Origin of the sequence: Ramlibacter sp. PS3R-8, from assembly GCF_037572435.1 — a bacterium.
GTDB lineage: Bacteria > Pseudomonadota > Gammaproteobacteria > Burkholderiales > Burkholderiaceae_C > Ramlibacter.
Window position 1 is genome coordinate 967,636 of the sequence record NZ_JBBHGT010000001.1, and the last position, 25,962, is coordinate 993,597.

Consider the following 25,962-nt stretch of genomic DNA (forward strand, 5'->3'; position numbering starts at 1 on the left):
CTAGCGGGCGATGCCGCGCGTGGCGCCGGCCAGGAAGGCGGTCATCAGGGACACCTCCGCCGCCGCCTCCGGCGCGGACTGCGCCAGCGCCTCGATGGCCGCCCGCGCGGCCTCCAGCGTGCGGCCTTCGCGGTACAGCAGCTTGTGCATCTGCTTGACCGCCGCGATGCGCTCGTTGCTGAAGTCGCGCCGCTTCAGGCCCACGGTGTTGATGCCGCGCACCGTGAGCGGGTTGCCGTCCACCAGCATGAAAGGCGGGACGTCCTGCGCAACGGCGCTCTGGAAACCGAGCATCGCGTGCGCGCCCACCTTGACGAACTGGTGGATGCCGGTCAGGCCGCCCACCGTCACCCAGTCACCCACCTCGACGTGGCCTCCCAGCGTGGCGTTGTTGGCCATCGTGACGTTGCTGCCCACGATGCAGTCGTGGGCGACGTGCACATAGGCCATGAGCCAGTTGTCGTTGCCGATGGTGGTCCGGGCCTTGTCCTGCACGGTGCCCACCTGCAGCGTCGTGAATTCGCGGATCGTGTTGCGGTCGCCAATCACCAGTTCGGTCGGCTCGCCCTTGTACTTCTTGTCCTGGTTGGCCGCGCCGATGGAGGAGAACTGGAAGATGCGGTTGTCGCGGCCGATGGTGGTGTGGCCCTCGATCACCACGTGGCCGGCCACCGTGGTGCCCGCCCCGATCTTCACGTGCGGCCCGACCAGCGTGTAGGGCCCGACGGTGACGCTGGAGTCGAGCTGCGCCTTCGCGTCGACGATCGCGGTCGGGTGGATGTTGCCCATGCCCTCAACCCACGTTGCGCATGGTGCACATCAGCTCGGCCTCGCAGGCGAGGTCCCCGCCCACGCGCGCCACGCCCTTGAACTTGTAGATGCCGGCCTTGGAGCGCAGCAACTCCACTTCCATCACCAGCTGGTCGCCGGGCTCCACCGGCCGCTTGAAGCGCGCCCCGTCGATGCCCGCGAAGTAGATCACCGAGTTGGCGCCGAGGGAGGACCCGGTGGTCGTGAAGGCCAGCAGAGCCGCCGTCTGCGCCATCGCCTCCAGCATCATCACGCCCGGCATCACCGGCCGGTGCGGGAAGTGGCCCACGAAGTAGGGCTCGTTGATGGTCACGTTCTTCAGCGCCTTGATGCGCTTGCCGTCCTCGATCTCCAGCACGCGGTCCACCAGCAGGATCGGGTAGCGGTGCGGCAGCTTCTTGAGGATCTGGTGGATGTCCAGTGCGGTGGTCATGGTTTCTTTTCGAGAGCCTTGATGCGCTCGCGCAGCGTGTACAGCTGCTTGAGCGCCGCGGCGTTCTTCTCCCAGGACGCATTGTCGTCCATGGGAAACACGCCGGTGTACATCCCCGGCTTGTGGATGGAGCGCGAAATGAAGGTCCCGGTGGAGACGAAGGTGCCGTCGGCGATGCTGATGTGGCCCTGGATGCGGGCGGCGCCGCCGATCGTGCAGTTGGCACCGATGGTGGCGCTGCCCGCGATCCCGGTGCAGGCCGCGATGGCGGTGCCGCGGCCGATGCGCACGTTGTGCGCCACCTGGATCAGGTTGTCCAGCTTGACGCCGTCCTCTATCACCGTGTCCGCCAGCGCGCCGCGGTCGATGCAGGTGTTGGCGCCGATCTCCACGTCGTCGCCGATGCGCACCGCGCCCAGCTGCTCGATCTTCTCCCACTGGCCCGGGCCGCCCGCGAAGCCGAAGCCGTCCGCGCCGATCACCACGCCGGGGTGCAGGATGCAGCGCTCGCCGACGACACAGTCCTGCGACACCACCACCCGCGCCTTCAGCACGGTGCCCGCGCCTATCCTGGCGCCGCGTTCGACGACGCACAACGCGCCGATGCGGGCGCCGGGCGCCACCTGCGCTTCCGGGTGGACGACCGCGCTCGGGTGGATGTCCGGCTCCCCGCCGCGCGCATGGGTGCGCTTCCACAGCTGCGTGAGCCGGGCGAAATAGATGTAGGGATCGTCGGCGACGATGCAGGCGCCCCGCGCCAGCGCTTCGTCGCGCAGGGCGGGCGCCACGATCACGCACGCGGCGCGGGAGTCGGCCAGCTGCTGGCGGTAGCGCGGGTTGCTCAGGAAGCTGAGCTGGTCCGGTTGCGCGGACTCCAGTGGCGCCAGGCCCTGGACGGCGATGGTGGCGTCCCCATGGAGCTCACCGCCGAGGGAGGCAACGATCTCGCCGAGTTGCAGGGCCACGGCGCGGGCTGCCCTACCGCGCGGCGTTGAGCGCTCTGATCACCTTGTCGGTGATGTCGTGCTTGGGATTGATGTAGACGGCTTCCTGCAGGATCAGGTCGTACTTCTCCTGCTCCGCCACCTGCTTGACCACGCGGTTGGCGCGGTCCAGCACCTGCTGCAGTTCCTCGTTCTTGCGCGCGTTCAGGTCTTCCTGGAACTCGCGGCGCTTGCGCTGGAACTCCCGGTCCTGGTCGATCAGCGCCTTCTGGCGCTGGCCGCGCTGCGACTCCGCCAGCGTGGGCGCCTCGCGCTCGAATCGCTCCGAGGCGCTCTTGAGGGCGGTCCCCATTTCGTTGAGGTCCTTCTCGCGGCGGGCGAATTCCTGCTCCAGCTTCACCTGCGCCGCCTTGGCGGTGTTGGCCTCGCGGAAGATCCGGTCGGTATTGACGAAACCGACCCGGAAGTCCTGGGCCTGCACCTGGGCGCCGAACGCGAGCGCGCCGAGCATGATCGCGAGGCCATGACGGGTCAGATACTTCATCAGAAGGAGGTTCCGATCTGGAATTGCATTTTCTGGATTTTATCCCCGGGCTTCGTCCGGATGGGCTGGGCGAAGGCGATGCGCAGCGGCCCGATGGGGGACAGCCAGGAAAGTCCCACCCCGGCGGAAGCCCGCATATCGCTGAAGGACACCTTCTGGTGCTCGCCGAACACGTTGCCGATGTCCACGAACCCGAACATGCGCAGGGACTTGTCGTTGCCGGCCCCCGGGAACGGGGTGATGACTTCGGCGTTGAGGGTGACCTTGCGCGGGCCGCCGATGGAGGAGCCCGTGGGGTCCCTGGGGCCCAGGGTGCCCTGCTCGAAGCCGCGCACGGAACCCAGTCCGCCGGAGTAGAAGTGCTTGAACACCGGATACGGGCGGTCCTGCAGGCCCACGCCCCAGCCGAGCTCGCCGTTGAAGGCGAACGTGAACTGCTTGTTCAGCGGCACGTACTGCTGGTACTGGTAGTTGCTGCGCAGGTAGCGCGCATCGCCGGCCACGCCCCACTCGCCGGAAAAGCGCTGGTAGCGCCCGCGTGAAGGGGTCACGCTGCTGTCGCGGTCATCGCGGGTCCAGCCGACCGACAGGGGGATGCTCGTGCTGACGTAGCCGAAACGCTCCCCATAGGCCAGGTAGGCCGCGGGGATGTTGGTGCCCGGCTCGATCTCGGTGCGCTCGAGCGTGCCGCCGAAGAAAACCGTGTCAGTCTCGCTGAACGGGATGCCGAAGCGCGTGCCGACGCCGGCGGTGACCAGCTGGTAGTTGCCGCCCATTTCGTCGTAGGGGCGGGACGTGCGGTAGTACAGGTCGACCGTGCGGGAGATGCCGTCGGCCGTGAAGTACGGGTCCACCGAGTTGAACGCCAGCGTGCGGTTGTACTTGCTGGTGTTGACCTCGACGCCCAGGTAGTGGCCGGTGCCGAACACGTTCTCCTGCTTGATGGAGAACGACAAGGCCAGCTTCTCGGCGCTGGAGAAGCCCGCACCCAGCTGGAGGCTGCCGGTGGGCCGCTCTTCCACCGTGATGTTCAGGTCCACCTGGTCGGGCGCGCCGGGCACGTCCGAGGTCTCGACGTTCACTTCCTTGAAGAAACCCACCCGGTCGATGCGGTCGCGCGACAGCTTGATCTTCTCGGCGTCGTACCAGCTCGACTCGAACTGGCGGAATTCGCGGCGGATGACTTCGTCGCGCGTGCGGTTGTTGCCGGCGATGTTGATGCGGCGCACGTAGGCGCGGCGCGAGGGTTCGGCCACCAGCGTGAACGCCACCCGGTTGGTCGCGCGGTCCACCTCCGGGCGTGCCTCGACCTGCGCGAAGGCAAAGCCGAAGTTGCCGAAGTATTCGGTGAAGGCCTTGGTGGTTTCGGCCACCTGGTCGGCGTTGTACGGCTCACCGGCGCGGATCTTCACCAGCGACTTGAATTCGTCTTCCTTGCCCAGGTAGTCGCCCTCGAGCTTGACGCCCGTGACCACGTAACGCTCACCCTCGGTGATGTTGACGGTGACGCTGATGTCCTGCTTGTTCGGCGAGATCGCCACCTGCGTGGAGTCGATGCGGAACTCGAGGAAGCCGCGCTGCAGGTAGTAGGACTTCAGCGTCTCCAGGTCGGCATTGAGCTTGGTGCGCGAATAGCGGTCGGACTTGGTGTACCAGGACAGCCAGCCACCGGTGTCCAGCTCCATCTGGCCCAGCAGCTCCTTCTCGCTGAAGACCCGGTTGCCGACGATGTGGATGTCCCGGATGCGCGTGGGTTCGCCCTCGGTCACCGTGAAGGTGAGGTTGACGCGGTTGCGCTCGATCGGGGTGACGGTGGTCACCACCTCCGCGCCGTACAGGCTGCGGTTGATGTACTGGCGCTTGAGCTCCTGCTCCGCGCGATCGGCCAGGGCCTGGTCGTACGGCCGGCCCTCGGTCAGCCCGATCTCGCGCAGCGCCTTCTTCAGCGTGTCCTTGTCGAACTCGCGGGTGCCGGCGAAGTCGACGTCGGCCACGGTGGGGCGCTCCTCGACCACCACCACCAGCACGTCGCCGTTCACCTCGAGGCGGACGTCCTTGAACAGCCCCAATGCAAAGAGGGCCCGGATCGCGGCCGAGCCCTTGTCGTCGTTGTACTGGTCGCCCACTCGAAAGGGCAGCGACGCGAAGATCGTTCCGGGTTCGACGCGCTGCAGGCCCTCGACGCGGATGTCACGCACCGTGAAGGGATCCACCGCCCAGGTGTTGGCGGCAAAGGCCAGTGCGGCCACTGCCGCAACGGTACGCACGCGGAAGCGCTTGAATTGTTGTTTCATTGATCTCGGGGTGGCGTCGGCGTGTCTCGAGCCGGCGGCCGCGGCGGCGGCTGCTGTGTTGTTCTAGCCAAAGAGCCGGGCGAAGTCGTTGAAGAGGGCAATCGACATCATCACCAGCAGCACTGCCACGCCGCCGCGCTGCAGGCGCTCCATCCAGGCGTCGGAGACGCTCCTGCCTGTGACGGCCTCCCAAAGATAATACATCAGGTGTCCACCGTCCAAGACCGGCAGCGGCAGCAGATTCAGCACCCCGAGGCTCACGCTGATGAGGGCCAGGAACAGCAGGTACTGCGTCAGGCCCATGCTGGCCGACTTGCCGGCGTAGTCCGCGATCGTCAGCGGGCCGCTCAGGTTCTTCACCGAGGCCTGGCCGATCACCATGCGGCCCATCATGCGCAGCGTGAGTGCGGACACGTCCCAGGTGCGCACCACACCCTTCCACAGCCCGTCGATGGGACCGTCGCGCACGGTCAGCATCGCCGGCGGGGCGCCCACGAAGGCGGCGATGCGGCCCACCGGCGGCACGCCCTTGTCCTTGACGACCTCCGGTGTCACGGGCAGTTGCAGGCGTCGCCCCTGGCGGTCGATGTCCCACACGGTCGTCACGGGCTGGCCGCCCTGCACCTGCGCCCGGATCAGGTCGCGCAGCTGCTGCGCGTCGCCCACCGGCTGGCCCGCCACCCGGACCACCGTGTCCCCCTGGCGCAGGCCGGCGCGCTCGGCAGCCCCGCCCGCCATCACCTCGCCGAGCACCGGCGGGCTCCACGGCGCGACGATGCCCACCTGGCGCAGCAATTGCGCGTCGGCCTCGCGCGCGTTCACCTGGGACAGCGGCAGCAGGATTTCGCGCCGCCCGCCCGAGCCCTCGGCCGCCAGCACCATGCGCAGGTCCTCGCCATCCAGCGCGCCGCGCGTGAGCATCCAGCGCAAGTCCTCGAACGAGCGGATGGGGGCGGGTTCGTCGCCTGCCAGGCCGGCGCTCTCGACGCGCTCGCCGCCGCGCAGGCCGGCCGCGGCCGCGATGGAGCCGGTGACCGGACTGCCCAGAACCGGCTGCGGCTCCTCCACGCCCATCCAGCTGACCGCGGCATACAGCGCGATGGCCAGCAGCAGGTTGGCCGCCGGGCCGGCTGCCACGACGGCGGCGCGGTACTTCAGGGGCTGCGTGTTGAAGGCGCGGTGGCGGTCCTCCGGCGCGACGGGGCCTTCGCGCTCGTCCAGCATCTTCACGTAGCCGCCGAGCGGGAAGGCGCCGATGACGAACTCGGTGTCCTGGCCCGCGCGCGGCTTGCGCGGCTTCCACTTGAACACGGTCTTGCCGAAGCCGACCGAGAAGCGCAGCACCTTGACGTTGCAGGCGACGGCCACGCGGTAGTGGCCGTACTCGTGCACGGCGATCAGCAGCCCCAGGGCGACGATGAAGGCGACGACGGTCAGCATGGCGGATGGACTCCGGGATTCAGGCGGCGAGCCGGCGGATGGCCTGGTCGGCGACGCGACGGGCGTCGGCGTCCAGCGCCAGCAGGTCCTGCAAGCCTGACGGCTTGGAGGGCGCCAGTCCAGCCAAAGTTGCAACGTTTACCGCATGGATCTGGTCGAAACGGATCCGGCGGTCCAGGAAGGCAGCCACGGCCACCTCGTTGGCGGCATTGAGCACGGCGGTCGTCCCCGCCGGCGCGCGCAGGCTGTCCCACGCCAGCTGCAGGCCGGGGAAGCGTTCACGGTGCCCCCGGCTGTCCAGCGACTCGAACGACAGGTCCGCCAGCGCGCTGAAATCCAGCGCCTGCGCGCCCGAGGCCACCCGGTCCGGCCAGGCCAGCCCATAGGCGATGGGCACGCGCATGTCCGGCGTGCCGAGCTGCGCGACCACCGAGGTATCGCGGTACTGCACCATGGAGTGGATCACGCTTTGCGGGTGGATCACCACCTCCAGCCGCCCGGGCGCCAGTCCGAACAGGTAGCGCGCCTCGATCACCTCCAGCGCCTTGTTCATCATGGTGGCGGAGTCCACCGAGATCTTGCGGCCCATCACCCAGTTGGGATGGGCGCAGGCCTGTTCGGGCGTCACGTCGCGCAGCGCTGCGGGGTCGAGGGTGCGGAACGGCCCGCCCGAGGCCGTGAGGATGATCTTCTCTACGCGGGCGTCCCAGGTGCCCGGGTCTTCCGGCAGCGACTGGAAGATCGCCGAATGCTCGCTGTCGATCGGCAGCAGCGTGGCGCCCCCCTGGCGGACCGCCTGCAGGAACAGGTCGCCGCCGACGACCAGCGCCTCCTTGTTCGCCAGCAGCAGTTTCTTGCCGGCACGCGCTGCCGCCATGCACGACGACAGCCCCGCGGCGCCGACGATGGATGCCATCACCGTATCGACCGATTCGTGGGACGCGATCGTCTCGAGGGCCGATGCGCCCCACAGCACGCGCGTGGGCAAGCCGCTCGATTCGATCCGGGCCGCCAGCGCGCGCCCGGCCTCCTCCTGCGCCATGACGGCGAAGGCCGGCCGGAACTGCAGGCACTGCTGCAGCATCGGCTCGACCTGCGACGACGCGCTGAGCGCGAAGACCTCGAAGCGGTCCGCGTGCCGGCCGATCACGTCCAGCGTGCTGGCCCCGACGGAACCGGTGGAGCCGAGGACCGCGATGCGTTGCATCATCGTTGCGCCAGGCTCGCCAGCATCATGGCGAGCGGCAATGTCGGCAGCAGCGCGTCCACGCGGTCGAGCACGCCGCCATGGCCCGGCAGCAGCTGGCTGGAATCCTTGAAGCCCGCGCTGCGCTTGACCAGCGACTCGGCCAGGTCGCCGACCACGCTCATGGCGGTCATGAACACCGCGCCCAGCACCAGCGCCCACCAGCCGACCTGCACCAGCCGCGAATAGAGGCTGGGCACCTGCGCCTGGGCGGACTGGTCCGCCAGCGTCCAGGCGACGGCCAGCACGATCACGCCTGCCATGCCGCCCCAGACGCCTTCCCAGCTTTTCTTGGGGCTGATCACGGGCGCGAGCTTGCCCTGGATGAACTTGCCGCCCAGCGCACGGCCGGCGAAGTAGGCAAAGACGTCGGCCACCCACACCAGCAGCAGCACCGACAGCAGGAAGTTGACGCCGATGACGCGGGCCTGCGCCATCGCCAGCCAGGCGAGCGCCAGCGCCAGCACGCCGCCGGCGATGCGCACCGCCCGCGGAACCCTGGGCCAGCCGTCGACGCCGCCGCGCACCAGCGCCGCGCCCACGATCACCCAGAGCACGCCGACCACCGTCCAGAGCAGTGCGGAAGGCGCGCCCGGCGCGCCCGCCGCCCAGGCCGCGATGCACAGCGCCAGCGTCGCCGCGCCCACGGCGATGCTGCCGCCCTGGCCCAGCCCGCACAGGCGGCCCCACTCCCAGCCCGCGGCGGCGATGAGGATCAGCGTGACCGCCAGGAAAGGCTGCGGCGTCGTCCAGAACAGCGCCGGCAGCAGGATGGCCAGCAGGACGATGGCCGTGATGATGCGCTGCTTCAGCATGTCGGCGCCTTCACGCAGCCTTGCGGCCGGCCGGCGGATCCAGCTGCCCGGACGTGCGGCCGAAGCGGCGCTCGCGGCCGGCATAGGCGGCGATGGCCTCGTCCAGCGCGGCACCGTCGAAATCGGGCCAGAGCCGGTCGCTGAAATACAGCTCGCTGTAGGCCGCCTGCCAGAGCAGGAAATTGCTGATGCGCATTTCACCCCCGGTGCGGATCACCAGGTCCGGATCCGGCACGTACGCCAGCGCCATGGCGCGGTCCAGGCTCTGCTCGGTGATGGCTTCGCCGCGCGCGGCCAACCCGGCCGCCGCCTGGGCGACATCCCAGCGGCCCCCGTAGTTGAAGCAGATGTTGAGCACCAGCCGCGTGTTGGACGCCGTGATCTGCTCGGCATGCTCCAGGCCGGCGCGCACCTTGTCGGACAGCGCGGCGCGATCGCCGACGAAGCGGATGCGCACGCCCTCGGCCTGCAGTTGCGGAACCTCGCGGCCCAGGGCCATCACCAGCAGTTCCATCAGGCCCGACACCTCTTCGGCGGGACGGTTCCAGTTCTCCGAGGAGAAGGCGAAAACGGTCAGCACCTTCACGCCGACGTCGCCGCAGTGGCGCACGCAGGCGCGCAGGGCGTCCACGCCCTTCTTGTGCCCCGCCACCCGCGGCAGGAAACGCTTGGTGGCCCAGCGGCCGTTGCCATCCATCACGATGGCGACGTGGTGCGGAACGGCGCTGGACTTGCTCATTCGGTCATGGCGGCCTTCAGACCTCCATGATCTCCTTTTCCTTGGCCGCCACCAGCGCATCGATCTCCGCGATGTGCTTGTCCGTCACCTTCTGCACGTCGGCTTCGGCGCGCTTGTGGTCGTCCTCGGTGGCCGCCTTGTCCTTCACCAGCTTCTTCACGTGCTCGTTGGCGTCGCGGCGCAGGTTGCGGATGGCGATCTTGGCGGTCTCGGCCTCGTGGCGCACCAGCTTGGTCATTTCCTTGCGGCGCTCCTCGGACATCGCCGGCATCGGCACGCGGATCAGGTCGCCCATCGAAGCGGGGTTCAGGCCCAGGTCGCTTTCGCGGATGGCCTTCTCGATCTTGGCGCCCATGCCCTTTTCCCAGGGCTGGACCGAAATGGTGCGGGCGTCGAGCAGCGACACGTTGGCCACCTGCCCGATCGGCATCATCGAGCCGTAGTAATCGACCTGCACGGTGTCCAGGATGCCCGGGTTCGCACGGCCGGTGCGGATCTTGGTGAGGGTGTTCTTGAAGGCGGCGATGGACTGGTCCATCTTGGCCTGCGTGCTCTGCTTGATTTCGGGAATGGTTGCCATGTCTTGCTCCTCTTGGGGGTCGCTCAGGCGTGGACCAGGGTGCCTTCGTCCTCGCCCAGCACCACGCGCTTGAGCGCGCCATGCTTGAAGATCGAGAACACCTTGATCGGCAGCTTCTGGTCGCGGCACAGCGCGAAGGCCGTGGCGTCCATGATGCCCAGGTTCTGCGACATCGCCTCGTCGAAGCTGATGCGCGAATAGCGTTTGGCGTCGGGGAACTTGGCGGGGTCGGCCGAATAGACGCCGTCGACCTTGGTCGCCTTGAGCACCAGCTCGGCGCCGATCTCGGCGCCCCGCAGCGCGGCGGCGGTGTCGGTGGTGAAGAACGGGTTGCCGGTGCCGGCCGCGAAGATGACGACCTTGCCCTCTTCCAGGTACTGCAGCGCCTTGGGCCGCACGTAGGGCTCGACCACCTGCTCGATCGCGATGGCCGACATCACGCGCGGCACCAGGCCCTGCTTCTGCATCGCGTCGGACAGCGCCAGCGCGTTCATCACGGTGGCCAGCATGCCCATGTAGTCGGCGGTGGCGCGGTCCATGCCCACCGAGCCGCCGGCCACGCCGCGGAAGATGTTGCCGCCGCCGATGACGACCGCCACCTGCACGCCCATGTTCACCACCTCGGCGACCTCCTCGACCATCCGCACGATCGTCGCGCGGTTGATGCCGAAGGCGTCATCGCCCATCAGGGCCTCGCCCGACAGCTTGAGCAGGATGCGCTTGTGGGCTGGACGGGCTGGCATGACGGATGATCTCCTGGTGGCGGTGGGTTCGAGTGTACTGAAGCGGCCTCCCGGCGGGAGCGGCAAACGGGCTAGGCCGCCTGCTTGGCGGCCGCGACCTGGGCGGCCACTTCCGCCGCGAAGTCGTCGGCCTTCTTCTCGATGCCCTCGCCCACCACGTACAGGGTGAAGCCCTTCACGGTGGTGTTGGCGGCCTTGAGCATCTGCTCCACGGTCTGCTTGTCGTTCTTCACGAAGGGCTGGTTCAGCAGCGAAACCTCCTTGAGGTACTTCTGCACCGAGCCTTCGATCATCTTGGCGGCGATCTCCGCCGGCTTGCCGGACTCGGCAGCCTTGGCGGTGGCGACGGTGCGCTCCTTCTCGATCAGCGCGGCAGGCACTTCGGAGCTGGCCAGGGCGACCGGCTTCATGGCGGCGATGTGCATCGCGACGTCCTTGGCGGCGGTTTCGTCACCCTCGTACTCGACGACCACGCCGATGCGGGTGCCGTGCAGGTAGCTCACCAGCTTGTTCGACCCGGAGAAGGCCTTGAAGCGGCGAAAGCTCATGTTCTCGCCGATCTTGCCGATCAGGCCCCGGCGAACGTCTTCCAGCGTCGGGCCGAAACCGTCCTGGCTGTAGGGCAGCGCGGCCAGCGCGGCGACATCCGCCGGCTTGTTTTTCGCCACCAGCTCCGCGGCCGCATTGGCGAGCGCGAGGAAGCTGTCGTTCTTGGTCACGAAATCGGTTTCGCAGTTCACTTCCAGCAGGGCGCCGGTGCTGCCCTGGATGGAGGCGGCGACCACGCCTTCAGCGGTGATGCGCGAGCCGGCCTTGGCGGCCTTGCTGCCCAGCTTGATGCGCAGCAGTTCCTCGGCCTTCTCCATGTCGCCGTTGGCCTCGGTCAGGGCCTTCTTGCATTCCATCATGGGCGCGTCGGTCTTCGCGCGCAGTTCGCCGACCATGCTTGCGGTGATTGCAGCCATTGGGATCCTCGTATCTCTGTTCAGTTGAATCTTGGTGTGCAAAGGGGGCCCGAAAGCCCCCTTCGTCATGGCCCGGGGCCAGTGTCAGGCGGCGGCGCCTTCCTTCACTTCCACGAACTCGTCGCTGCCTTCGGCCACGGCGCGCTGCACTTCACCGGCGGGGTTGTTCTTCCCCTCCAGGATGGCGTCGGCCATGGCGCGGACGTACAGCGTCACGGCCTTGGAGGAGTCGTCATTGCCCGGGATCACGTAGTCGATGCCCTCGGGGGAGTGGTTGGAGTCCACCACGCCGATGATCGGGATGCCCAGCTTCTGCGCTTCGGCGACGGCGATCTTGTGGAAGCCGACGTCGACGATGAACAGGGCGTCCGGCAGGGTGTTCATGTCCTGGATGCCGCCGATGTCCTTTTCGAGCTTGTCCAGCTCGCGCTGGAACATCAGCTGTTCCTTCTTGGACATCGCCTCCAGCCCCGTTTCCTGCTGGGCCTTCATGTCCTTCAGGCGCTTGAGCGAAAGCTTCACCGTCTTGAAGTTGGTCAGCATGCCGCCCAGCCAACGCTGGTTGACGAAGGGCATGTTCGCGCGGCCGGCCTCGGTGGCCATGAGTTCGCGCGCCTGGCGCTTGGTGCCCACCATCAGGATCGTGCCGCGGTTGGCGGCCAGCTGCCGGGCGAACTTGGTCGCCTCCTGGAACATGGGCAGCGTTTTTTCCAGGTTGATGATGTGGATCTTGTTGCGGTGCCCGAAGATGAACGGGGCCATCTTGGGGTTCCAGAAGCGGGTCTGGTGTCCGAAATGGACGCCGGCTTCCAGCATTTCGCGCATGGATACAGTCATTGAAGCTCCGAAGGTTGGGTCTAGAATCCCGGCCAGAATCGCAACGGTTGGAAGTTGCGACACCTCGAAGGGCGGGATCCGCGATTTGCCTTGCTGACGACGGACAGCGCACATCGCGCGTGCCGACCAGCAAAACCGCACGATTCTAGCACAGCCCCCTCTGTCACCGCCTCGACCGCCCTCCCATTTCCCCATGCTCCGCCCCGACCTCCACAGCACCCGTGAGCGCCTGCGCCAAGGCCAGGCCACCATCGCCGACGAGCTTGCCAGCGCCCGCGCCGCCGCCGGTTCCCCGGCCTGCGCGCATGCCTTCCTGAAGACCCGCTTCGACGAAGCCGCGGCCGAGGCCCGGCGCGCGGCCGCCGACGCGCCCCTGGCCGGCCTGCCGGTGTCGGTCAAGGACCTGTTCGACGTCGAGGGCGAGGCCACGCGCGCGGGCTCCGCCGCTTTGGCAGACGCGAAGCCGGCGGGCTCCGACGCGGTTGCCGTGGCGCGCCTGCGCGCCGCCGGTGGGGTCGTGGTGGGCCGCACCAACATGAGCGAATTCGCCTTTTCGGGGGTCGGCGTCAATCCGCACCACGGCACACCGGCCAATCCGTGCGACACGCAGGTCCCGCGCATCCCGGGCGGCTCCTCGTCGGGCGCAGCGGTGTCGGTCGCCACCGGCGCTGCCTTCATCGGCCTCGGTTCGGACACCGGCGGGTCGATCCGCATCCCGGCGGCCTTGTGCGGCATCGTCGGATTCAAGAACACCGCGCGGCTGACGCCGCTGCAGGGCGCCTATCCGCTGTCGTGGACGCTGGACACCGTCTGCGCCATGACGCGCAGCGTGCGGGACGCCGTGCTGGCCCACGAGATCCTTGCCGCCCGCACAGTCGCCCGTTCCGACAAGCCCTTGTCCGCCTACCGCCTGGCCGTGGCCACGACGCTGATGCTCGACGGCGCCGATGCCACCGTCGCCCGTGCATTCGAGCGCACGCTGCGCCAGTTGCGCGACGCCGGGGTCCGCATCGACGAGATCCCGCTGGCGCAGGTCACCGCCCTGGGCAGCCTGCAGGCCACCGGCGGCTTCGCGGCCGCGGAAAGCTATGCCTGGCACCGGCAGTTGCTGGCGTCCAGCGCGGACCGGTACGACCCCCGCGTGCGAGTGCGCATCGAGCGCGGCGCCGCCATCAAGGCCTGGGAATACATCGACCTGCAGCGCGCGCGCACCGCCTGGATCGCGGACATCGAGCAAGCCCTGTCCGGCTACGACGCCGTGCTGTCGCCCACCGTCCCGATGGTGGCGCCCCCGATCGCCGACGTCGCGCCGGGCGCCGAGCGCGACGAGGCCTTCTTCCGCACCAACGCCCTGCTGCTGCGCAACACCAGCGTGGTGAACATGCTGGACGGCTGCGCCCTGTCCCTGCCGTGCCACGCGCCCGGCGAACTGCCGGTGGGCCTGATGGCGTGGCACGGACCGCTGCGGGACGATACGATCCTCGCCTTGTCCCTGCAGATCGAGCGCCTGCTCTCCTCCGCCTCCTCCTCCCCCACCTGATGAAAATCGCCATCGTGGGCGCCGGCATCATCGGCGTGACCACAGCGTACGAGCTGGCCGCCGACGGTCACGAAGTGACCGTGTTCGAGCGACACGGCGCCGCTGCGCTCGAAACCAGCTTTGCCAACGCCGGCGTCGTCGCGCCCGGCTATGTCACGCCCTGGGCGGCGCCCGGGATGACGTCCAAGGTCGCGCGCTACCTGTTCAGCCGCCATGCGCCGGTACGCGTGTGCTGGCCGCTCGCGGCGCACGAGCTGCGCTGGATGCTGCGCTGGCGCAGCGCCTGCAGCCTGCCGACGTACCTGGCCAACCGCGGGCGCATGCAGCGGCTGGCGTTCTACAGCCGGCACCGGCTGCAGCAGCTGACCGAGGACCTGCAGATCGAGTACGACCGCAGCCAGGGCTACATGGTGCTGCTGCGCTCGGAAAAGGACCGCAGGATGGTTCTGCCCGGGCTGGAGGTGCTGCGCGACGCCGGCGTGAAGTTCCACGAGATCGATGCGGCGCAGGCGCGCGTGGTGGAGCCGGCGCTCAACCCGGACACCGGTTTCCTGGGCGCCATCCACCTGCCGGACGACGAGGTGGGCAACTGCCGGCAGTTCGCGCTGTTGCTGAAGAACCAGGCGCAGGCGCTGGGCGCGCGCTTCGAATTCAACTGCGCGGTCGCGCCCCTCGACGCCGCGCAGCCGACCGTGCTGCGCATCACGCGCGACGACGATGCGGCGCCCGTGAGCGCGCGCTTCGACAGCGTCGTCATCTGCAGCGGCGTGGCTTCGGCCGCCCTGCTGCGGCCGGTGGGCCTGAAGGTGCCGCTGGCGGCAGTGCACGGCTACTCGATCAGCGCGCCGATCCGCGAGCCGCTGAATGCGCCCCGCAGCGGCGTGATGGACGACCGCTACAAGGTGGCGATCTCGCGACTGGGCAACCGCGTGCGCGTCGCGGGCAGCGCGGAGATCGGCGGCGATCCGGCGTACAAGCGGCCTTCGGCCATCCAGACCCTGTACAAGGTGCTGCACGACTGGTTCCCCGGCGCCGCGCAGCATGCCAACACCGGCTCCGCGGTGCAGGAATGGAAAGGCGCCCGCCCGATGCTGCCGGACGGCCCGCCAGTCCTCGGCGCCACCGGCGTCCCGGGCGTGTGGATCAACATCGGCCACGGCTCGAGCGGCTGGGCGCTGTCGTGCGGCAGCGCGCGCGTGGTGGCCGACCTGATGTCGGCGCGCGCGCCGGAGGTGGACATCGAGGGGCTGGGGGTGGAGCGGCTGGCCGGCTGACCGCACAATCGGGCCATGCAGCGCGTCTCCCCCGACCGCCCCTGGCCTCTGTTCGACGTCGCCGCCGTGCGGCGCCTCGAGCAAGCCGCCGCGGCCGCCTTGCCCGCCCACACGCTCATGCAGCGCGCCGGCCTCGCCGTCGCCCGCCTGGCCCTGGCCATCGCCCCGCATGCCCGCACGGTGTGGATCGCCTGCGGCCCCGGCAACAACGGCGGTGACGGCTTCGAGGCCGCCTTGCACCTGAAGCAGTGGGTCAAGGACCCGGTGGTGACCTGGCTCGGCGAGGAACATCGGATGCCGGAGGATGCCCGGAAGTCACTGCAACGGGCCCGCGACGCCGGCGTGCGCTTCGCCGGCGAGCCGCCCGCCCAATGGGACATGGCGATCGACGCCCTGCTCGGCATTGGCAGTGCGCGGCCGCCCGAGGGCATGCTGCTCGAACACATCGCGCGGCTGGACACGGGGCGCGCCCCCGTGCTGTCCGTGGACCTGCCGTCCGGGCTGGACGCCGACACCGGTCACGCGGGCGTGTGCGTGCGGGCCACCCACACGCTGAGCCTTTTGTCGCTGAAGCCCGGCCTGTTCACGGCGCATGGGCGCGATGCGAGCGGCGCGGTGTGGCTCGATGACCTGGGCGTCGTGCCGGCGACCGAAGCGCCGTGCGCGACGTTGTCAACGGCGCCGGCGCCGCCGATGCGCCTGCACGCGTCGCACAAGGGCAGCTACGGCGACGTGGCCATCGTCGGCGGCGCACCGGGCATGACCGGCGCGGCGCTGCTGGCGGCGCGCGCGGCCCTGCAGCATGGCGCGGGTCGCGTGTTCGTCGGTTTCCTCGATCCGTCCGCGCCCGGCTTCGATGCGGACCAGCCGGACCTGATGGTGCGGGCGTGGAACAGCCTGGACTTTCCCGCGATGAGCGTGGCCTGCGGGTGTGGCGGCGGCGAAGCGGTGCGCGCGGCCTTGCCGCGGGTGCTGCGCGCCAGGGCGCTGGTGCTGGATGCGGATGCGCTCAATGCGATCGCCGCCGATGCGCAACTGCAGTCGCAGTTGCAGGCCCGCGGGCGTCGGCAGTCACCGACGGTGCTGACGCCGCATCCGCTGGAGGCGGCGCGGCTGCTGCAACAGGACACGGCTGCCGTACAGGCCGATCGGCTCGCTGCCGCGCGCGAACTGGCGAAGCGGTTCGGTGCGGTGGTGGTGTTGAAAGGGTCGGGAACCGTGATCGCGGCGCCAGGGGGACCTGTGCGGATCAATCCGACGGGGAATGCACGATTGGCGATCGCTGGCACGGGGGATGTGCTCGCCGGGATGATCGCGGCGCGGCTGGCGGCTGGAGAAGATGCGTGGACCGCCGCGAGCGCGGCGGTGTACCTGCATGGCCTCGCGGCGGATCGCTGGCCGGCGGGGCAGCCATTGACAGCGAGCGCGTTGGCGGGTGCCTGATGCCGGGGTGCGCTGGCGCGCAACCCGGCCTACGCCAGGACGGTGACCGCAGGCCGGCTTGCGCGACCGCGCACCCCGGCATGGTTCACGCTCAACCCCGTCCCACGAACGGCATCTTGGTCGCCATGACCGTGTGGAACAGCACGTTCGCTTCCAGCGGCAGGCTGGCCATGTACAGGATGGAGTCGCCCACGATCTTCGCGTCCATCAGCGGCTCCACGGCGATCTCGCCGTTGGCCTGGGGCACGCCCTTGGCCATGCGCGCTGCCAGGTCCGTCATCGCGTTGCCGATGTCGATCTGGCCGACGGCAATGTTGTAGCGGCGGCCGTCCAGCGACGCCGTCTTGGTCAGGCCGCTGACCGCGTGCTTGGTCGCCGTGTAGGCGATCGAGTGCGGGCGTGGCGCATAGGCCGAGATGGAACCGTTGTTGATGATCCGCCCGCCCATGGGCTGCTGCGCCTTCATCACGCGGAACGCGTTCTGGATGCCGTAGAAAACGCCGTTCAGGTTGGTGTCCACCACCCGCTTCCAGTCCGCCACCGCCATGTCTTCCAGCGGCGCGGCCGGCAAGCCGATGCCGGCGTTGTTGAACAGCAGGTCGACGCGGCCGAAAGCCTTCACGGTGGCGGCGAACAGCGCCTCCACGGAGGCGGGGTCGGTGATGTCGGTCGGCACGGCGAGCGCCTGCCCCTTGGGCGCCTGCTCGGCCACCTGTTGCAGCACGTCGGCGCGGCGGCCCGCGACCGCGACTCGCCAGCCCGCGCCCAGCAGCGCCAGCGCCGCGGCCTTGCCGATGCCGCTGCCGCCGCCCGTGACGATCGCGACCTTGCCGGCCGCTGCCTGATTCGTTGCCATGGTGTCTCCTCTTTCGTGTGTGTCAGCGACGCGGCTTGCGCGTCTTGCTCTTGGCCGCCGCCTTGCGGGGCGCGGCCTTGCCGGCGTCCGCCGGCGAGCGCTTGGCCTTGGCGGCTGCCTTCTTGGCGGCCCGCTTGATGGATGTCTTGGCCGGCACGCCTTCCGGCGCCGCGACACCCTTGTCCTTCAGGGCGCGCGCCATGAATTCCTCGCCTTCGCGCACCAGCCGGAAGTCGATCTTGCGGCCGTCCAGGTCCACCCGGCTCACCTGCACGCGCAGGCGGCTGCCGATGGCGTAGCGGATGCCGGTGCGCTCGCCGCGCAGCTCCTGCCGCGCCTCGTCGAACTTGAAGTATTCGCCGCCCAGCTCGGTGATGTGCACCAGCCCTTCGACGTACATGGCGTCCAGCGTGACGAAGATGCCGAAGCTGGTGGCCGCGGTGACGACGCCGGAGTATTCCTCGCCGAGGTGGTCGCGCATGTACTTGCACTTCAGCCAGGCCTCGACGTCGCGGCTGGCCTCGTCGGCGCGCCGCTCGTTGGCGCTGCAGTGCAGGCCCGCCGCTTCCCACGCCATCAACTCGCGCGTCTGCACCACCGGCTTCTTCTTGAGCTTCTGCGTCGGGGCCGCGGCGCGCGAGGCCAGCCGGCGCGCCAGCTTGGCGTGCGCCTCGCCCGGCGTCGGCAGGGCCGGCAGCTGGTAGCGCTCCTTGGCCAGGATGGCCTTGATCACGCGGTGCACCAGCAGGTCGGGGTAACGCCGGATCGGGCTGGTGAAGTGGGTGTAGGCCTCGTAGGCCAGGCCGAAGTGCCCGCTGTTGTGCGGCGAGTAGATGGCCTGCTGCATCGAGCGCAACAGCATCGTGCTGATCTGCTGGGCGTCCGGCCGCTCCTTGGTAGCCAGCGCGATCTGCTGGAACTCCATGGGCGTCGGGTCGGCGCTGATGGACATCCCCACGCCCATGGCCTTGAGGTACTGCTTGAGGATCTCCTGCTTTTCCGGCGTCGGGCCCTCGTGCACCCGGAACAGCCCGGGGTGCTCGGCCTGCTGGATGTAGTCGGCCGAACACACGTTGGCGGCCAGCATCGCCTCCTCGATCAACTTGTGCGCGTCGTTGCGCACGCGCGGCACGATCTGTTCGATGCGGCCGTTCTCGTCGCAGATGATCTGCGTTTCCGTCGTCTCGAAGTCCACCGCGCCGCGGGCGTTACGGGACTTCAGCAGCGCGCGGTACACATCGTGCAGGTTCAGGAAGTGCGGAACAAGATCCTTGCGGCGCGTTGCTTCCGGGCCGCGGGTGTTGGCCAGGATCGCCGCGACCTCGGTGTAGGTCATGCGGGCGTGGCTCCACATCACGGCCGGATAGAACTGGTAGGCGTGCACGTCGCCGGAGGCCGTGACAAGCATGTCGCAAACCATGCACAGGCGCTCGACTTCCGGGTTCAGCGAACACAGCCCGTTCGATAGTTTCTCCGGCAGCATCGGGATGACCCGCCGCGGAAAATAGACGCTGGTGGCGCGCTCGTACGCATCGATGTCGATGGCGCTGCCGGTCTGCACATAGGTGCTGACGTCGGCGATGGCGACCAGCAGCCGCCAGCCCTTGCCGCGGCCCACCTTGGCCGGCTCGCAATAGACCGCGTCGTCGAAGTCGCGCGCGTCCTCGCCGTCGATGGTGACCAGCGGCACATCGGTCAGGTCCACGCGGCCCTTCTTGTCCTGCGGCCGCACCTTGTCCGGCAGCGAGCGGGCCTGCGCGATGCACCCCTCGGAGAACTCGTGCGGCACGCTGTACTTGCGCACCGCGATCTCGATCTCCATGCCGGGGTCGTCGACCTCGCCCAGCACTTCCTTCACGCGGCCCACCGGCTGGCCGTACAGGCTGGGCGGCTCGGTCAGTTCGACCACCACCACCTGTCCCGACTTGGCCAGGCCGGTGGCGCCCTTGGGCACCAGCACGTCCTGGCCGTAGCGCTTGTCTTCCGGCGCCACCAGCCACACGCCGCTTTCGTGCAGCAGGCGGCCGATGATGGGATGCGGCGGCCGCTCCACGATTTCGACCACGCGGCCTTCGGGCCGGCCCTTGCGGTCGTGGCGCACGATGCGCGCGCGAACCCGGTCGCGGTGCAGCACCGCGCGCATCTCGTTGGGTGGCAGGTAGATGTCGGCTTCACCGTCGTCGCGGCTCACATAACCGTGGCCGTCACGGTGTCCCTGGATCACTCCCTCGATCTCGTCGAGGAGGCCGCTGCCATTGGTTCGTTCGATGTTTTTGATATACAATCTTGTTTTTCCTGAAATGCCCAGGTGGCGGAATTGGTAGACGCACTAGTTTCAGGTACTAGCGAGTAACATCGTGGAGGTTCGAGTCCTCTCCTGGGCACCAAGATCACGAAAAGCCGGCCTTGCCGGCTTTTTCAATGGGACTCGAACGTGATCGTGGAGGTTCAATTCATCTCCTGGGCACCAACTCTCGTCACGAGAGGAATGATAAGGCCGGCTTCGCCGGCTTTGTTGTTTGTGGACAGATAAAAAGGCCAGCTCACCGTTGGCCTTTTTGCTTTTCGGGACGCTCAGATGGGCTCCGCCACCAGGTCATGGCCGTCGGTGGCCACGATCCGCGCCCGGGTGAACTCGCCCACCGTGAGCCGTTTGCTGAGCTTTTGCGGCGGCAGCAGGCGCACGGTCCCGTCGATCTCCGGGGCGTCCGCATACGAGCGGCCGAGGCCGCCCTTGCGGCCGAGCGCCGGCGCCGAATCCACCAGCACCTGCATCGTCGCGCCCACGCGGCGATGCAAGCGCGCCGCCGACACTTCCTCGGCCACCGCCATGAAGCGCGCGCGCCGTTCCTCGCGCACCTGCAGCGGCAGCGCGCCGGGCAGCTCGTTGGCCGCGGCGCCCGTGACGGGGCTGTACGCAAAGCAGCCCGCGCGGTCGATCTGCGCTTCGCGCACGAACTCCAGCAGGTGCTGGAATTCCTGCTCCGTCTCGCCCGGGAATCCCGCGATGAAGGTGCTGCGCACCACCAGCTCGGGGCACATCGCGCGCCAGTGCGCGATGCGATCCAGGTTCCTCTCGCCGCTGGCGGGACGCTTCATCCGCCGCAGCACGTCGGGGTGCGAATGCTGGAACGGCACGTCCAGGTAAGGCAGCACCAGGCCTCGCGCCATCAGCGGGATGATCTCGTCGACGTGCGGGTACGGGTATACGTAGTGCAGTCGCACCCAGGCGCCGTACGGCTCCGCGATCTCGCCGAGCGCCGCCACCAGGTCGAACATGCGCGTGCGCACGGGGCGCCCGTCATGGAAACCGGTGCGGTACTTGACGTCCACGCCGTAGGCCGACGTGTCCTGGCTGACCACCAGCAACTCCTTCACGCCGCTTTCGAACAGCGCCTTGGCTTCCTTGAGCACGTCGCCGATGGGACGGCTGACGAGGTCGCCGCGCATCGACGGGATGATGCAGAAGGTGCAGCGATGGTTGCAGCCCTCGCTGATCTTCAGGTACGCGTAGTGCTTCGGCGTCAGCTTGATGCCGGCCGGCGGCACCAGGTCCGTGAAGGGGTCGTGCGGCTTGGGCAGGTGCAGGTGCACCGCATCCATCACTTCCTGCGTGGCATGCGGCCCGGTGACGGCCAGCACGGACGGGTGGACGCCGCGCACCATGTTGCCGCCACCCTCGCCCGCGCGCGCGCCCAGGCAACCCGTCACGATCACCTTGCCGTTGGCGGCCAGCGCCTCGCCGATGGTGTCCAGGCTTTCCTTGACCGCGTCGTCGATGAAGCCGCAGGTGTTGACGATCACCAGGTCCGCGCCTTCGAAGGTCTTGGAGGTGACGTAGCCTTCCGCGCTCAGCTGCGTGAGGATCAGTTCGGAGTCGGTGAGGGCCTTGGGACAGCCCAGGCTGACGAAGCCGACTCTCGGCGCGGCAGTGGTTTCAGGGGACGCGATCTCGGTCATCGCCCGATTGTCCCAGTTCATGTTCGACAAATTCCTGCTCCCGGTGCAAGACCGGGAGGCCTTGCGGTCATTTCTTGATGGCGAATGCACCGAACATCTGTTCGGTGTTCTTCTGCATCTGTTCCTGCATCTTCTCGAACATCGCCTTCGACTGCTCCGCATAGCTGCCCATCACCCCCTGCACCAGCGGATTGGGCACGCCCAGGAACGGTGCCAGCACCTCGGGGTTCAAGGTCTTCGACTGCTCCGCCATCTGGCGCTGCAGGTCGGTGAAGGCCTGCACGTTCTTCTCGAGGTAGCTGCCCATGAAGCCCTGCATCGCATGCCCGTAGAAGCGGATGATGTTGGCCAGCGCAGCCTCGCTGAACATCGGTTCGCCGCCCGCCTCCGCTTCCAGGATGATCTGCAGCAGGATGCTGCGCGTCAGGTCCTCGTTGGTCTTGGCATCGCGCACCACGAAGGGCTGCGAGTCCATCACCAGCTGCTTCACTTCGATCAGGGTGATGTAGGTCGAGGTGTCCGTGTCGTACAGCCGGCGGTTCGGATACTTCTTGATCACGCGCAACGCCGGCTTGGCGCCGCCGCTGGCTTTCTTGCTGGTCACGGACGGACTCCTCTGGGCGGGCTGGAGCCCGCACTGTTGCGTTGCAGCAGATTCTAGGAGGGGGCCCGGCAGCCGGTGCAGGGAAGAACCCTTAAGACACAGGCCCACCCTTGCGGGGCGGGCCGGTCGCGAACGATGCAATTGGTGGGCCGTGGAGAGATCGAATCTCCGACATCCTCCACGTCAAAGAGGCGCTCTACCGCTGAGCTAACGGCCCGTGATCTTCACGACGCGCGCCGCGAGTGCAGCTGCGTCACAGCCTCGGAGTATAGCAAAACATGCATCGGCCCCAGGGCAGGAGCCCCGCACCGGTCACAGCGGGCCCCAGGGCTTCTTCTTGCGCTGGTCGTGCGGCAGCCGGTCGCGCAGCTGCCTTGCCTTCGCGCGGGCCATCCAGATCGCCTGCAGCTGGCCCTGGTCCTCGCGCAGCCAGACCTTGTAGTTCGTCCTGCGGGCCGCACCCACCCGCAGCGAGACGTCCCAGCAGAAAGGCGCCGGCGCCTGATCCGACGCCAGCGGGGTCTCGTTGCACGAAGCCGCGCATTCCGTCCCGGCCTGGATCCGGCGCGCGAGCGTCCGACCCGAGCTCGCGTAGACGGCGGCGTCCGTGCCGTCACGCCGCTCCGGCCGGCTCTCCACCCTGACGGCGAGCTCGCAGGCGATCAGGAGGAGTTCGGCGGGCGTGGGTTCGTCAGCGGCCATGAGCCGCCGGGCCGCCCCGAGGCGAATCCCGAAGTGCATGGCACGGAGGGTAGTCCAATACGCCGCCCTCAACGCCGCCGCGCCGCGTTCACGCCCTTGACCTCCCGCACCACCGACAGCACCTTGCCCAGGCGCTGCGAGTCGGCGACTTCCACCGTGAACGTCATCCACGCGGTGCCCTTGACCGACTGCGTCTGCACGCCGATCACGTTCATCTTTTCCTTGGCGAACACTTCCGAGATGTCGCGCAGGAGGCCCTGGCGATCGGTGGCCTCGATGAAGACGTCGACCGGGTACACCGCCACGTCGCCGGCCTTCGGCCGGCCCCACTCCACCTCGATCACGCGCTCCGGATTGCGCGCCACGATCTGGTGGAAGTTGGCGCAGTCGCTGCGGTGGATGCTCACGCCCTTGCCGCGCGTGACGAAGCCGCTGATGCGATCCGGCGGCGCCGGCTTGCAGCACTTGGCCAGCTGCGTCATCAATGAATCGACGCCGACCACCAGCACGCCGCCCTTGGGCGACTTCGGCTGCGCCGGCCGCGACTTGCGGGCCAGCAGCACCTCGTCGTCGCTGGGCGCCGCGGCCGGCTTGAGCACCACCTCGATGCTGCGCAGCGACAGTTCGTCCTTGCCGACCACGCCGAACAGGTCCTCGGCCGACTTGAAGCCCATCTTCACCGCCAGGTCGTCCAGCTTCATCGCGGTGCGGCCTTCGCGCTGCAGCAGGCGCTCGACGAGCTCCCGGCCGCGGGCCACCGTCTCGTGGCGCTGCTGTTCGTTGAACCAGGCGCGTACCTTGGAGCGCGCGCGGTGGCTGGCCAGGAAACCCAGTTCCGTGTTCAGCCAGTCACGCGACGGGCCGCCTTCCTTGGCGGCCACCACCTCCACGGTCTGGCCGTTGCGCAGCGGCGTGTTCAAGGGGACCATCGCGCCGTCCACGCGGGCGCCGCGACAGCGGTGGCCCAGGTTGGTGTGCACGCTGTACGCGAAGTCCACCGGCGTGGCGCCGCGCGGCAGTTCCACGATGGAGGCCTGCGGCGTCAGCACGTAGATGCTGTCCTCGAACAGGCCCTGGTCCGCGCCGGCCATGTCGCGCTCCCACGCCAGCAGCTGGCGCAGCACCGCGATCTTGGTGTCGTACTCGCTCGAGGCGCTGACGCCCGAATAGCCTTTGGGCCCCGCCTCCTTGTACGCCCAGTGCGCCGCCACGCCATGCTCGGCATGTTCATGCATCGCCTGGGTTCGCAGCTGGATCTCGATCGGCCGGCCGACGCCGTCGCGCACCACGGTGTGCAGCGACTGGTAGCCGTTCGGCTTGGGGCGGGCGATGTAGTCGTCGAACTCCTCGAGGATCGGCGAGAAGCGCGCATGCACCCAGGCCAGCGCCGCGTAGCAGTCCTTGACGTCCGGCACGATGACCCGCAGCGCGCGCACATCGAGCACCTGCTCGAAGTCCAGCGCCTTGCCGCGCATCTTCTTGACGATGCTGTAGATGTGCTTGGGCCGGCCATGCACCTGCGCCTGGATGCCCTGATCCTTGAGGTCGGCCTCCAGTTCGCTGCGCAACTGCTCGACGTACGCTTCGCGCTCCACCCGCTTTTCGTCCAGCCAGCGCGCCACGCTCTTGTAGATGTCCGGCTCCAGGAAGCGGAAGGCCAGGTCCTCCATCTCCCACTTCACCTGCCAGATGCCCAGCCGGTTGGCCAGCGGCGCGAACACGGTCAGCGCCTCCTGCGCCACGCCGGGCGGCACCGGCCGCTTGGTGGAGGCGAAGTAGCGCAGCGTGCGCAGCCGCGATGCCAGCCGCAGCATCACCACGCGCAGGTCGCGCGAGAACGCCAGCAGCATCTTGCGCACGTTTTCGGTCTGCGCCCGCGGATCGTCCACCAGGTGCGCCGACACCTGCGCGCCGCGCGCCTGCTGCTGCACGCGCACCAGCTTGTTCGTCTCGACGGCCAGGGCCGCATAGCTGTCGCCGAACGCCTTGGCGATCACTTCCTGCGGCTTGTTCAGGTGATGCGACGCGTACACCAGGTAGCTGGCGGCCTGCATCGCCTCCGAGCCTCCCATCGACTTCAGGATCTCGGCCACCGCATCCGCATGGGCCAGGGTGTTCTCGCCGGTGTCGAGCGTTTCGCCGGCGATCAGCGGCTCGGCGAAGGCGCGCGCCCGCGCCAGCGCGTGGGCCTGCTGCGGCAGCGCCTGTTCCGCCGCCGCCACCAGCCCGGGGACCGCGAGGGGTTCAGCCTGTTCGGCTGCGTGGCTCTTCATCGGATGGCGCTTCGTTCAAGAGGAAGGAGACGACGGCCTCCACCTGGTCGGGGGCAACGAGCGTGGGCGCATGGCCGACGCCGGGGAAGGCGACCAGCCGGGCGCGCGGCCCGCGCCGGGTCATTTCGGCTGCCGTGTCGGCGGAAAGCAAGTCCGACTGCGCGCCACGCAGCAGCAGGGTGCGCGCGCGGATGGCGTCGTACAAGGCCCAGAGCGACACCTGCCCGGCCCGCGCGGCCGCCTCGTCGAGCGCGCGAAACGGGACCGCCAGCGCAGGGTCGTAATGCAGCTTGAAACCGCCAGTGGCGACCGGCTCGACCATGGCCTGCGAGAGGGCCAGCCACTGCTGCGGCGTATGGGGACCGAAGCCTTGCGAGATCTGCCACATCGCGTCCGCGGCCTGCTGCACGGTGTCGAAGCGGCCGGTGTTGCCCAGATAGCTGCCGATGCGCTGCAGCGCCGACCACTCGATGACCGGGCCGACGTCGTTGAGGACCAGGCGGCGGATGGGCGCCGGCAGCGGCAGCTTGGGCGAGCCCGCCAGCGCCATGCCGATCAAGCCACCCATGCTGGTGCCCACCCAGTCGAGCGTGTGCAGCGGGGACGCGGCGTGCAGGTGCGCTGCCAGCTGCAGCATGTCGGCCGCATAGGTGGGGACGCCGTAGCCCATGGGATCGGCCAGCCAGTCGCTGCGCCCGCGCCCCACCACGTCGGGGCACACCACGCGCAAGGGCTGCGCGCTGCGCTCGACCAGCGCGTTCGCCAGCACGTCGAAGTCGCGCCCCTGCCGGGACAGGCCGTGCACGCAGACCACCACGTGGGTGGCATCGGCGGCGCCCCACAACCAGTACGCCATGCGGTGGCTGCCCGCCGGGTCCGGGCAGGATACGTAGTTCAGCGTAGGGACGGTCATGGATGCG

At 68.7% G+C, this 25,962-nt stretch carries 23 protein-coding genes and 2 tRNA genes; 4 read left to right on the forward strand and 21 right to left on the reverse strand.

The window, feature by feature from the left end; genetic code table 11:
* The 13 genes from lpxA to rpsB form a co-directional block, all read right to left on the reverse strand.
* Complete coding sequence (gene lpxA / locus WG902_RS04520; protein WP_340058739.1) at window positions 1–789, reverse strand: acyl-ACP--UDP-N-acetylglucosamine O-acyltransferase; 789 nt, start codon at window positions 787–789, stop codon at window positions 1–3.
* Between the two features lie 4 nt (window positions 790–793).
* Entirely contained in the window at window positions 794–1,243 is a 450-nt protein-coding gene (gene fabZ, locus WG902_RS04525; RefSeq protein ID WP_340058740.1) for a 3-hydroxyacyl-ACP dehydratase FabZ, read from the reverse strand.
* Entirely contained in the window at window positions 1,240–2,208 is a 969-nt protein-coding gene (lpxD, locus tag WG902_RS04530) for a UDP-3-O-(3-hydroxymyristoyl)glucosamine N-acyltransferase (protein WP_340058741.1), read from the reverse strand. The genes fabZ and lpxD overlap by 4 nt, the downstream gene beginning before the upstream one ends.
* A gap of 13 nt (window positions 2,209–2,221) precedes the next feature.
* Window positions 2,222–2,731 (reverse strand): OmpH family outer membrane protein, encoded by a 510-nt coding sequence (locus tag WG902_RS04535; RefSeq protein ID WP_340058742.1) that lies wholly within the window; start codon window positions 2,729–2,731, stop codon window positions 2,222–2,224.
* Entirely contained in the window at window positions 2,731–5,025 is a 2,295-nt protein-coding gene (bamA, locus tag WG902_RS04540; protein WP_340058744.1) for an outer membrane protein assembly factor BamA, read from the reverse strand. The genes WG902_RS04535 and bamA overlap by 1 nt, the downstream gene beginning before the upstream one ends.
* 63 nt (window positions 5,026–5,088) lie before the next feature.
* Window positions 5,089–6,465 carry an RIP metalloprotease RseP gene (rseP, locus tag WG902_RS04545; protein ID WP_340058745.1) on the reverse strand — a complete coding sequence of 459 codons (1,377 nt, stop codon included), beginning with the start codon at window positions 6,463–6,465 and terminating at the stop codon, window positions 5,089–5,091.
* 19 nt (window positions 6,466–6,484) lie between these two features.
* Complete coding sequence (gene ispC, locus WG902_RS04550; protein ID WP_340058746.1) at window positions 6,485–7,675, reverse strand: 1-deoxy-D-xylulose-5-phosphate reductoisomerase; 1,191 nt, start codon at window positions 7,673–7,675, stop codon at window positions 6,485–6,487.
* Complete coding sequence (locus tag WG902_RS04555; protein WP_340058747.1) at window positions 7,672–8,526, reverse strand: phosphatidate cytidylyltransferase; 855 nt, start codon at window positions 8,524–8,526, stop codon at window positions 7,672–7,674. The genes ispC and WG902_RS04555 overlap by 4 nt, the downstream gene beginning before the upstream one ends.
* Before the next feature lie 10 nt (window positions 8,527–8,536).
* On the reverse strand, window positions 8,537–9,265 hold the full coding sequence (uppS, locus tag WG902_RS04560) for a polyprenyl diphosphate synthase (RefSeq protein WP_340058748.1): 729 nt from the start codon (window positions 9,263–9,265) through the stop codon (window positions 8,537–8,539).
* Between the two features lie 16 nt (window positions 9,266–9,281).
* A complete protein-coding gene (gene frr / locus WG902_RS04565) occupies window positions 9,282–9,845 on the reverse strand; it encodes a ribosome recycling factor (RefSeq protein ID WP_340058749.1) in 564 nt (187 codons plus the stop codon).
* 23 nt (window positions 9,846–9,868) lie between these two features.
* The gene (gene pyrH / locus WG902_RS04570) at window positions 9,869–10,588 is read right to left on the reverse strand and encodes a UMP kinase (RefSeq protein WP_340058750.1); all 720 of its coding nucleotides are present in this window, start codon (window positions 10,586–10,588) and stop codon (window positions 9,869–9,871) included.
* A 71-nt stretch (window positions 10,589–10,659) separates the two neighbouring features.
* Entirely contained in the window at window positions 10,660–11,553 is an 894-nt protein-coding gene (gene tsf / locus WG902_RS04575; RefSeq protein WP_340058751.1) for a translation elongation factor Ts, read from the reverse strand.
* Window positions 11,554–11,637: 84 nt separating this feature from the next.
* Complete coding sequence (gene rpsB / locus WG902_RS04580; protein WP_340058752.1) at window positions 11,638–12,390, reverse strand: 30S ribosomal protein S2; 753 nt, start codon at window positions 12,388–12,390, stop codon at window positions 11,638–11,640.
* A gap of 193 nt (window positions 12,391–12,583) precedes the next feature.
* Here rpsB and WG902_RS04585 point away from each other — a divergent pair, with 193 nt between their 5' ends.
* From WG902_RS04585 to WG902_RS04595, 3 genes are read left to right on the forward strand one after another with little or no spacing between them, the layout of a single operon-like run.
* Window positions 12,584–13,930 (forward strand): amidase, encoded by a 1,347-nt coding sequence (locus WG902_RS04585; protein WP_340058753.1) that lies wholly within the window; start codon window positions 12,584–12,586, stop codon window positions 13,928–13,930.
* Window positions 13,930–15,204 carry a D-amino acid dehydrogenase gene (locus WG902_RS04590; protein WP_340058754.1) on the forward strand — a complete coding sequence of 425 codons (1,275 nt, stop codon included), beginning with the start codon at window positions 13,930–13,932 and terminating at the stop codon, window positions 15,202–15,204. The genes WG902_RS04585 and WG902_RS04590 overlap by 1 nt, the downstream gene beginning before the upstream one ends.
* Window positions 15,205–15,219: 15 nt before the next feature.
* On the forward strand, window positions 15,220–16,647 hold the full coding sequence (locus WG902_RS04595; RefSeq protein WP_340058755.1) for an NAD(P)H-hydrate dehydratase: 1,428 nt from the start codon (window positions 15,220–15,222) through the stop codon (window positions 16,645–16,647).
* Window positions 16,648–16,738: 91 nt separating this feature from the next.
* Here WG902_RS04595 and WG902_RS04600 read toward each other — a convergent pair whose 3' ends face one another.
* A complete protein-coding gene (locus WG902_RS04600) occupies window positions 16,739–17,503 on the reverse strand; it encodes an SDR family oxidoreductase (protein WP_340058756.1) in 765 nt (254 codons plus the stop codon).
* 22 nt (window positions 17,504–17,525) lie between these two features.
* Window positions 17,526–19,787 (reverse strand): ribonuclease R, encoded by a 2,262-nt coding sequence (rnr, locus tag WG902_RS04605; protein ID WP_340058757.1) that lies wholly within the window; start codon window positions 19,785–19,787, stop codon window positions 17,526–17,528.
* Between the two features lie 18 nt (window positions 19,788–19,805).
* On the opposite strand from rnr, the gene WG902_RS04610 reads away from it, so the two are divergent.
* A tRNA-Leu gene (locus WG902_RS04610) sits at window positions 19,806–19,890 on the forward strand.
* A gap of 187 nt (window positions 19,891–20,077) precedes the next feature.
* On the opposite strand, the gene rimO is transcribed toward WG902_RS04610, so the two are convergent.
* The 6 genes from rimO to WG902_RS04640 all read right to left on the reverse strand — a co-directional run bounded on the left by rimO (window position 20,078) and on the right by WG902_RS04640 (window position 25,955).
* Window positions 20,078–21,463: a 30S ribosomal protein S12 methylthiotransferase RimO gene (gene rimO / locus WG902_RS04615; protein WP_340059437.1), complete on the reverse strand. Its 1,386-nt coding sequence runs from the start codon at window positions 21,461–21,463 to the stop codon at window positions 20,078–20,080.
* A 67-nt stretch (window positions 21,464–21,530) separates the two neighbouring features.
* Entirely contained in the window at window positions 21,531–22,067 is a 537-nt protein-coding gene (phaR, locus tag WG902_RS04620; RefSeq protein ID WP_340058758.1) for a polyhydroxyalkanoate synthesis repressor PhaR, read from the reverse strand.
* Window positions 22,068–22,209: 142 nt separating this feature from the next.
* Window positions 22,210–22,284, reverse strand: a tRNA-Val gene (locus WG902_RS04625).
* Between the two features lie 95 nt (window positions 22,285–22,379).
* Window positions 22,380–22,808 (reverse strand): hypothetical protein, encoded by a 429-nt coding sequence (locus WG902_RS04630; RefSeq protein WP_340058759.1) that lies wholly within the window; start codon window positions 22,806–22,808, stop codon window positions 22,380–22,382.
* 29 nt (window positions 22,809–22,837) lie between these two features.
* Complete coding sequence (locus WG902_RS04635) at window positions 22,838–25,042, reverse strand: RelA/SpoT family protein (protein ID WP_340058761.1); 2,205 nt, start codon at window positions 25,040–25,042, stop codon at window positions 22,838–22,840.
* A complete protein-coding gene (locus WG902_RS04640; RefSeq protein WP_340058762.1) occupies window positions 25,014–25,955 on the reverse strand; it encodes an alpha/beta fold hydrolase in 942 nt (313 codons plus the stop codon). The genes WG902_RS04635 and WG902_RS04640 overlap by 29 nt, the downstream gene beginning before the upstream one ends.
* Between the last annotated feature and the right edge of the window lie 7 nt (window positions 25,956–25,962).

What these genes read in the sequence shown, in the direction of transcription:
- lpxA (WP_340058739.1), bottom strand. Translation starts at nt 789, where the DNA reads ATGGGCAACATCCACCCGACCGCGATCGTCGACGCGAAGGCGCAGCTC.
- fabZ (WP_340058740.1), bottom strand. Translation starts at nt 1,243, where the DNA reads ATGACCACCGCACTGGACATCCACCAGATCCTCAAGAAGCTGCCGCAC.
- WG902_RS04535 (WP_340058742.1), bottom strand. Translation starts at nt 2,731, where the DNA reads ATGAAGTATCTGACCCGTCATGGCCTCGCGATCATGCTCGGCGCGCTC.
- bamA (WP_340058744.1), bottom strand. Translation starts at nt 5,025, where the DNA reads ATGAAACAACAATTCAAGCGCTTCCGCGTGCGTACCGTTGCGGCAGTG.
- rseP (WP_340058745.1), bottom strand. Translation starts at nt 6,465, where the DNA reads ATGCTGACCGTCGTCGCCTTCATCGTCGCCCTGGGGCTGCTGATCGCC.
- ispC (WP_340058746.1), bottom strand. Translation starts at nt 7,675, where the DNA reads ATGATGCAACGCATCGCGGTCCTCGGCTCCACCGGTTCCGTCGGGGCC.
- WG902_RS04555 (WP_340058747.1), bottom strand. Translation starts at nt 8,526, where the DNA reads ATGCTGAAGCAGCGCATCATCACGGCCATCGTCCTGCTGGCCATCCTG.
- uppS (WP_340058748.1), bottom strand. Translation starts at nt 9,265, where the DNA reads ATGAGCAAGTCCAGCGCCGTTCCGCACCACGTCGCCATCGTGATGGAT.
- frr (WP_340058749.1), bottom strand. Translation starts at nt 9,845, where the DNA reads ATGGCAACCATTCCCGAAATCAAGCAGAGCACGCAGGCCAAGATGGAC.
- pyrH (WP_340058750.1), bottom strand. Translation starts at nt 10,588, where the DNA reads ATGCCAGCCCGTCCAGCCCACAAGCGCATCCTGCTCAAGCTGTCGGGC.
- tsf (WP_340058751.1), bottom strand. Translation starts at nt 11,553, where the DNA reads ATGGCTGCAATCACCGCAAGCATGGTCGGCGAACTGCGCGCGAAGACC.
- rpsB (WP_340058752.1), bottom strand. Translation starts at nt 12,390, where the DNA reads ATGACTGTATCCATGCGCGAAATGCTGGAAGCCGGCGTCCATTTCGGA.
- WG902_RS04585 (WP_340058753.1), top strand. Translation starts at nt 12,584, where the DNA reads ATGCTCCGCCCCGACCTCCACAGCACCCGTGAGCGCCTGCGCCAAGGC.
- WG902_RS04590 (WP_340058754.1), top strand. Translation starts at nt 13,930, where the DNA reads ATGAAAATCGCCATCGTGGGCGCCGGCATCATCGGCGTGACCACAGCG.
- WG902_RS04595 (WP_340058755.1), top strand. Translation starts at nt 15,220, where the DNA reads ATGCAGCGCGTCTCCCCCGACCGCCCCTGGCCTCTGTTCGACGTCGCC.
- WG902_RS04600 (WP_340058756.1), bottom strand. Translation starts at nt 17,503, where the DNA reads ATGGCAACGAATCAGGCAGCGGCCGGCAAGGTCGCGATCGTCACGGGC.
- rimO (WP_340059437.1), bottom strand. Translation starts at nt 21,463, where the DNA reads ATGACCGAGATCGCGTCCCCTGAAACCACTGCCGCGCCGAGAGTCGGC.
- WG902_RS04630 (WP_340058759.1), bottom strand. Translation starts at nt 22,808, where the DNA reads ATGCACTTCGGGATTCGCCTCGGGGCGGCCCGGCGGCTCATGGCCGCT.
- WG902_RS04635 (WP_340058761.1), bottom strand. Translation starts at nt 25,042, where the DNA reads ATGAAGAGCCACGCAGCCGAACAGGCTGAACCCCTCGCGGTCCCCGGG.
- WG902_RS04640 (WP_340058762.1), bottom strand. Translation starts at nt 25,955, where the DNA reads ATGACCGTCCCTACGCTGAACTACGTATCCTGCCCGGACCCGGCGGGC.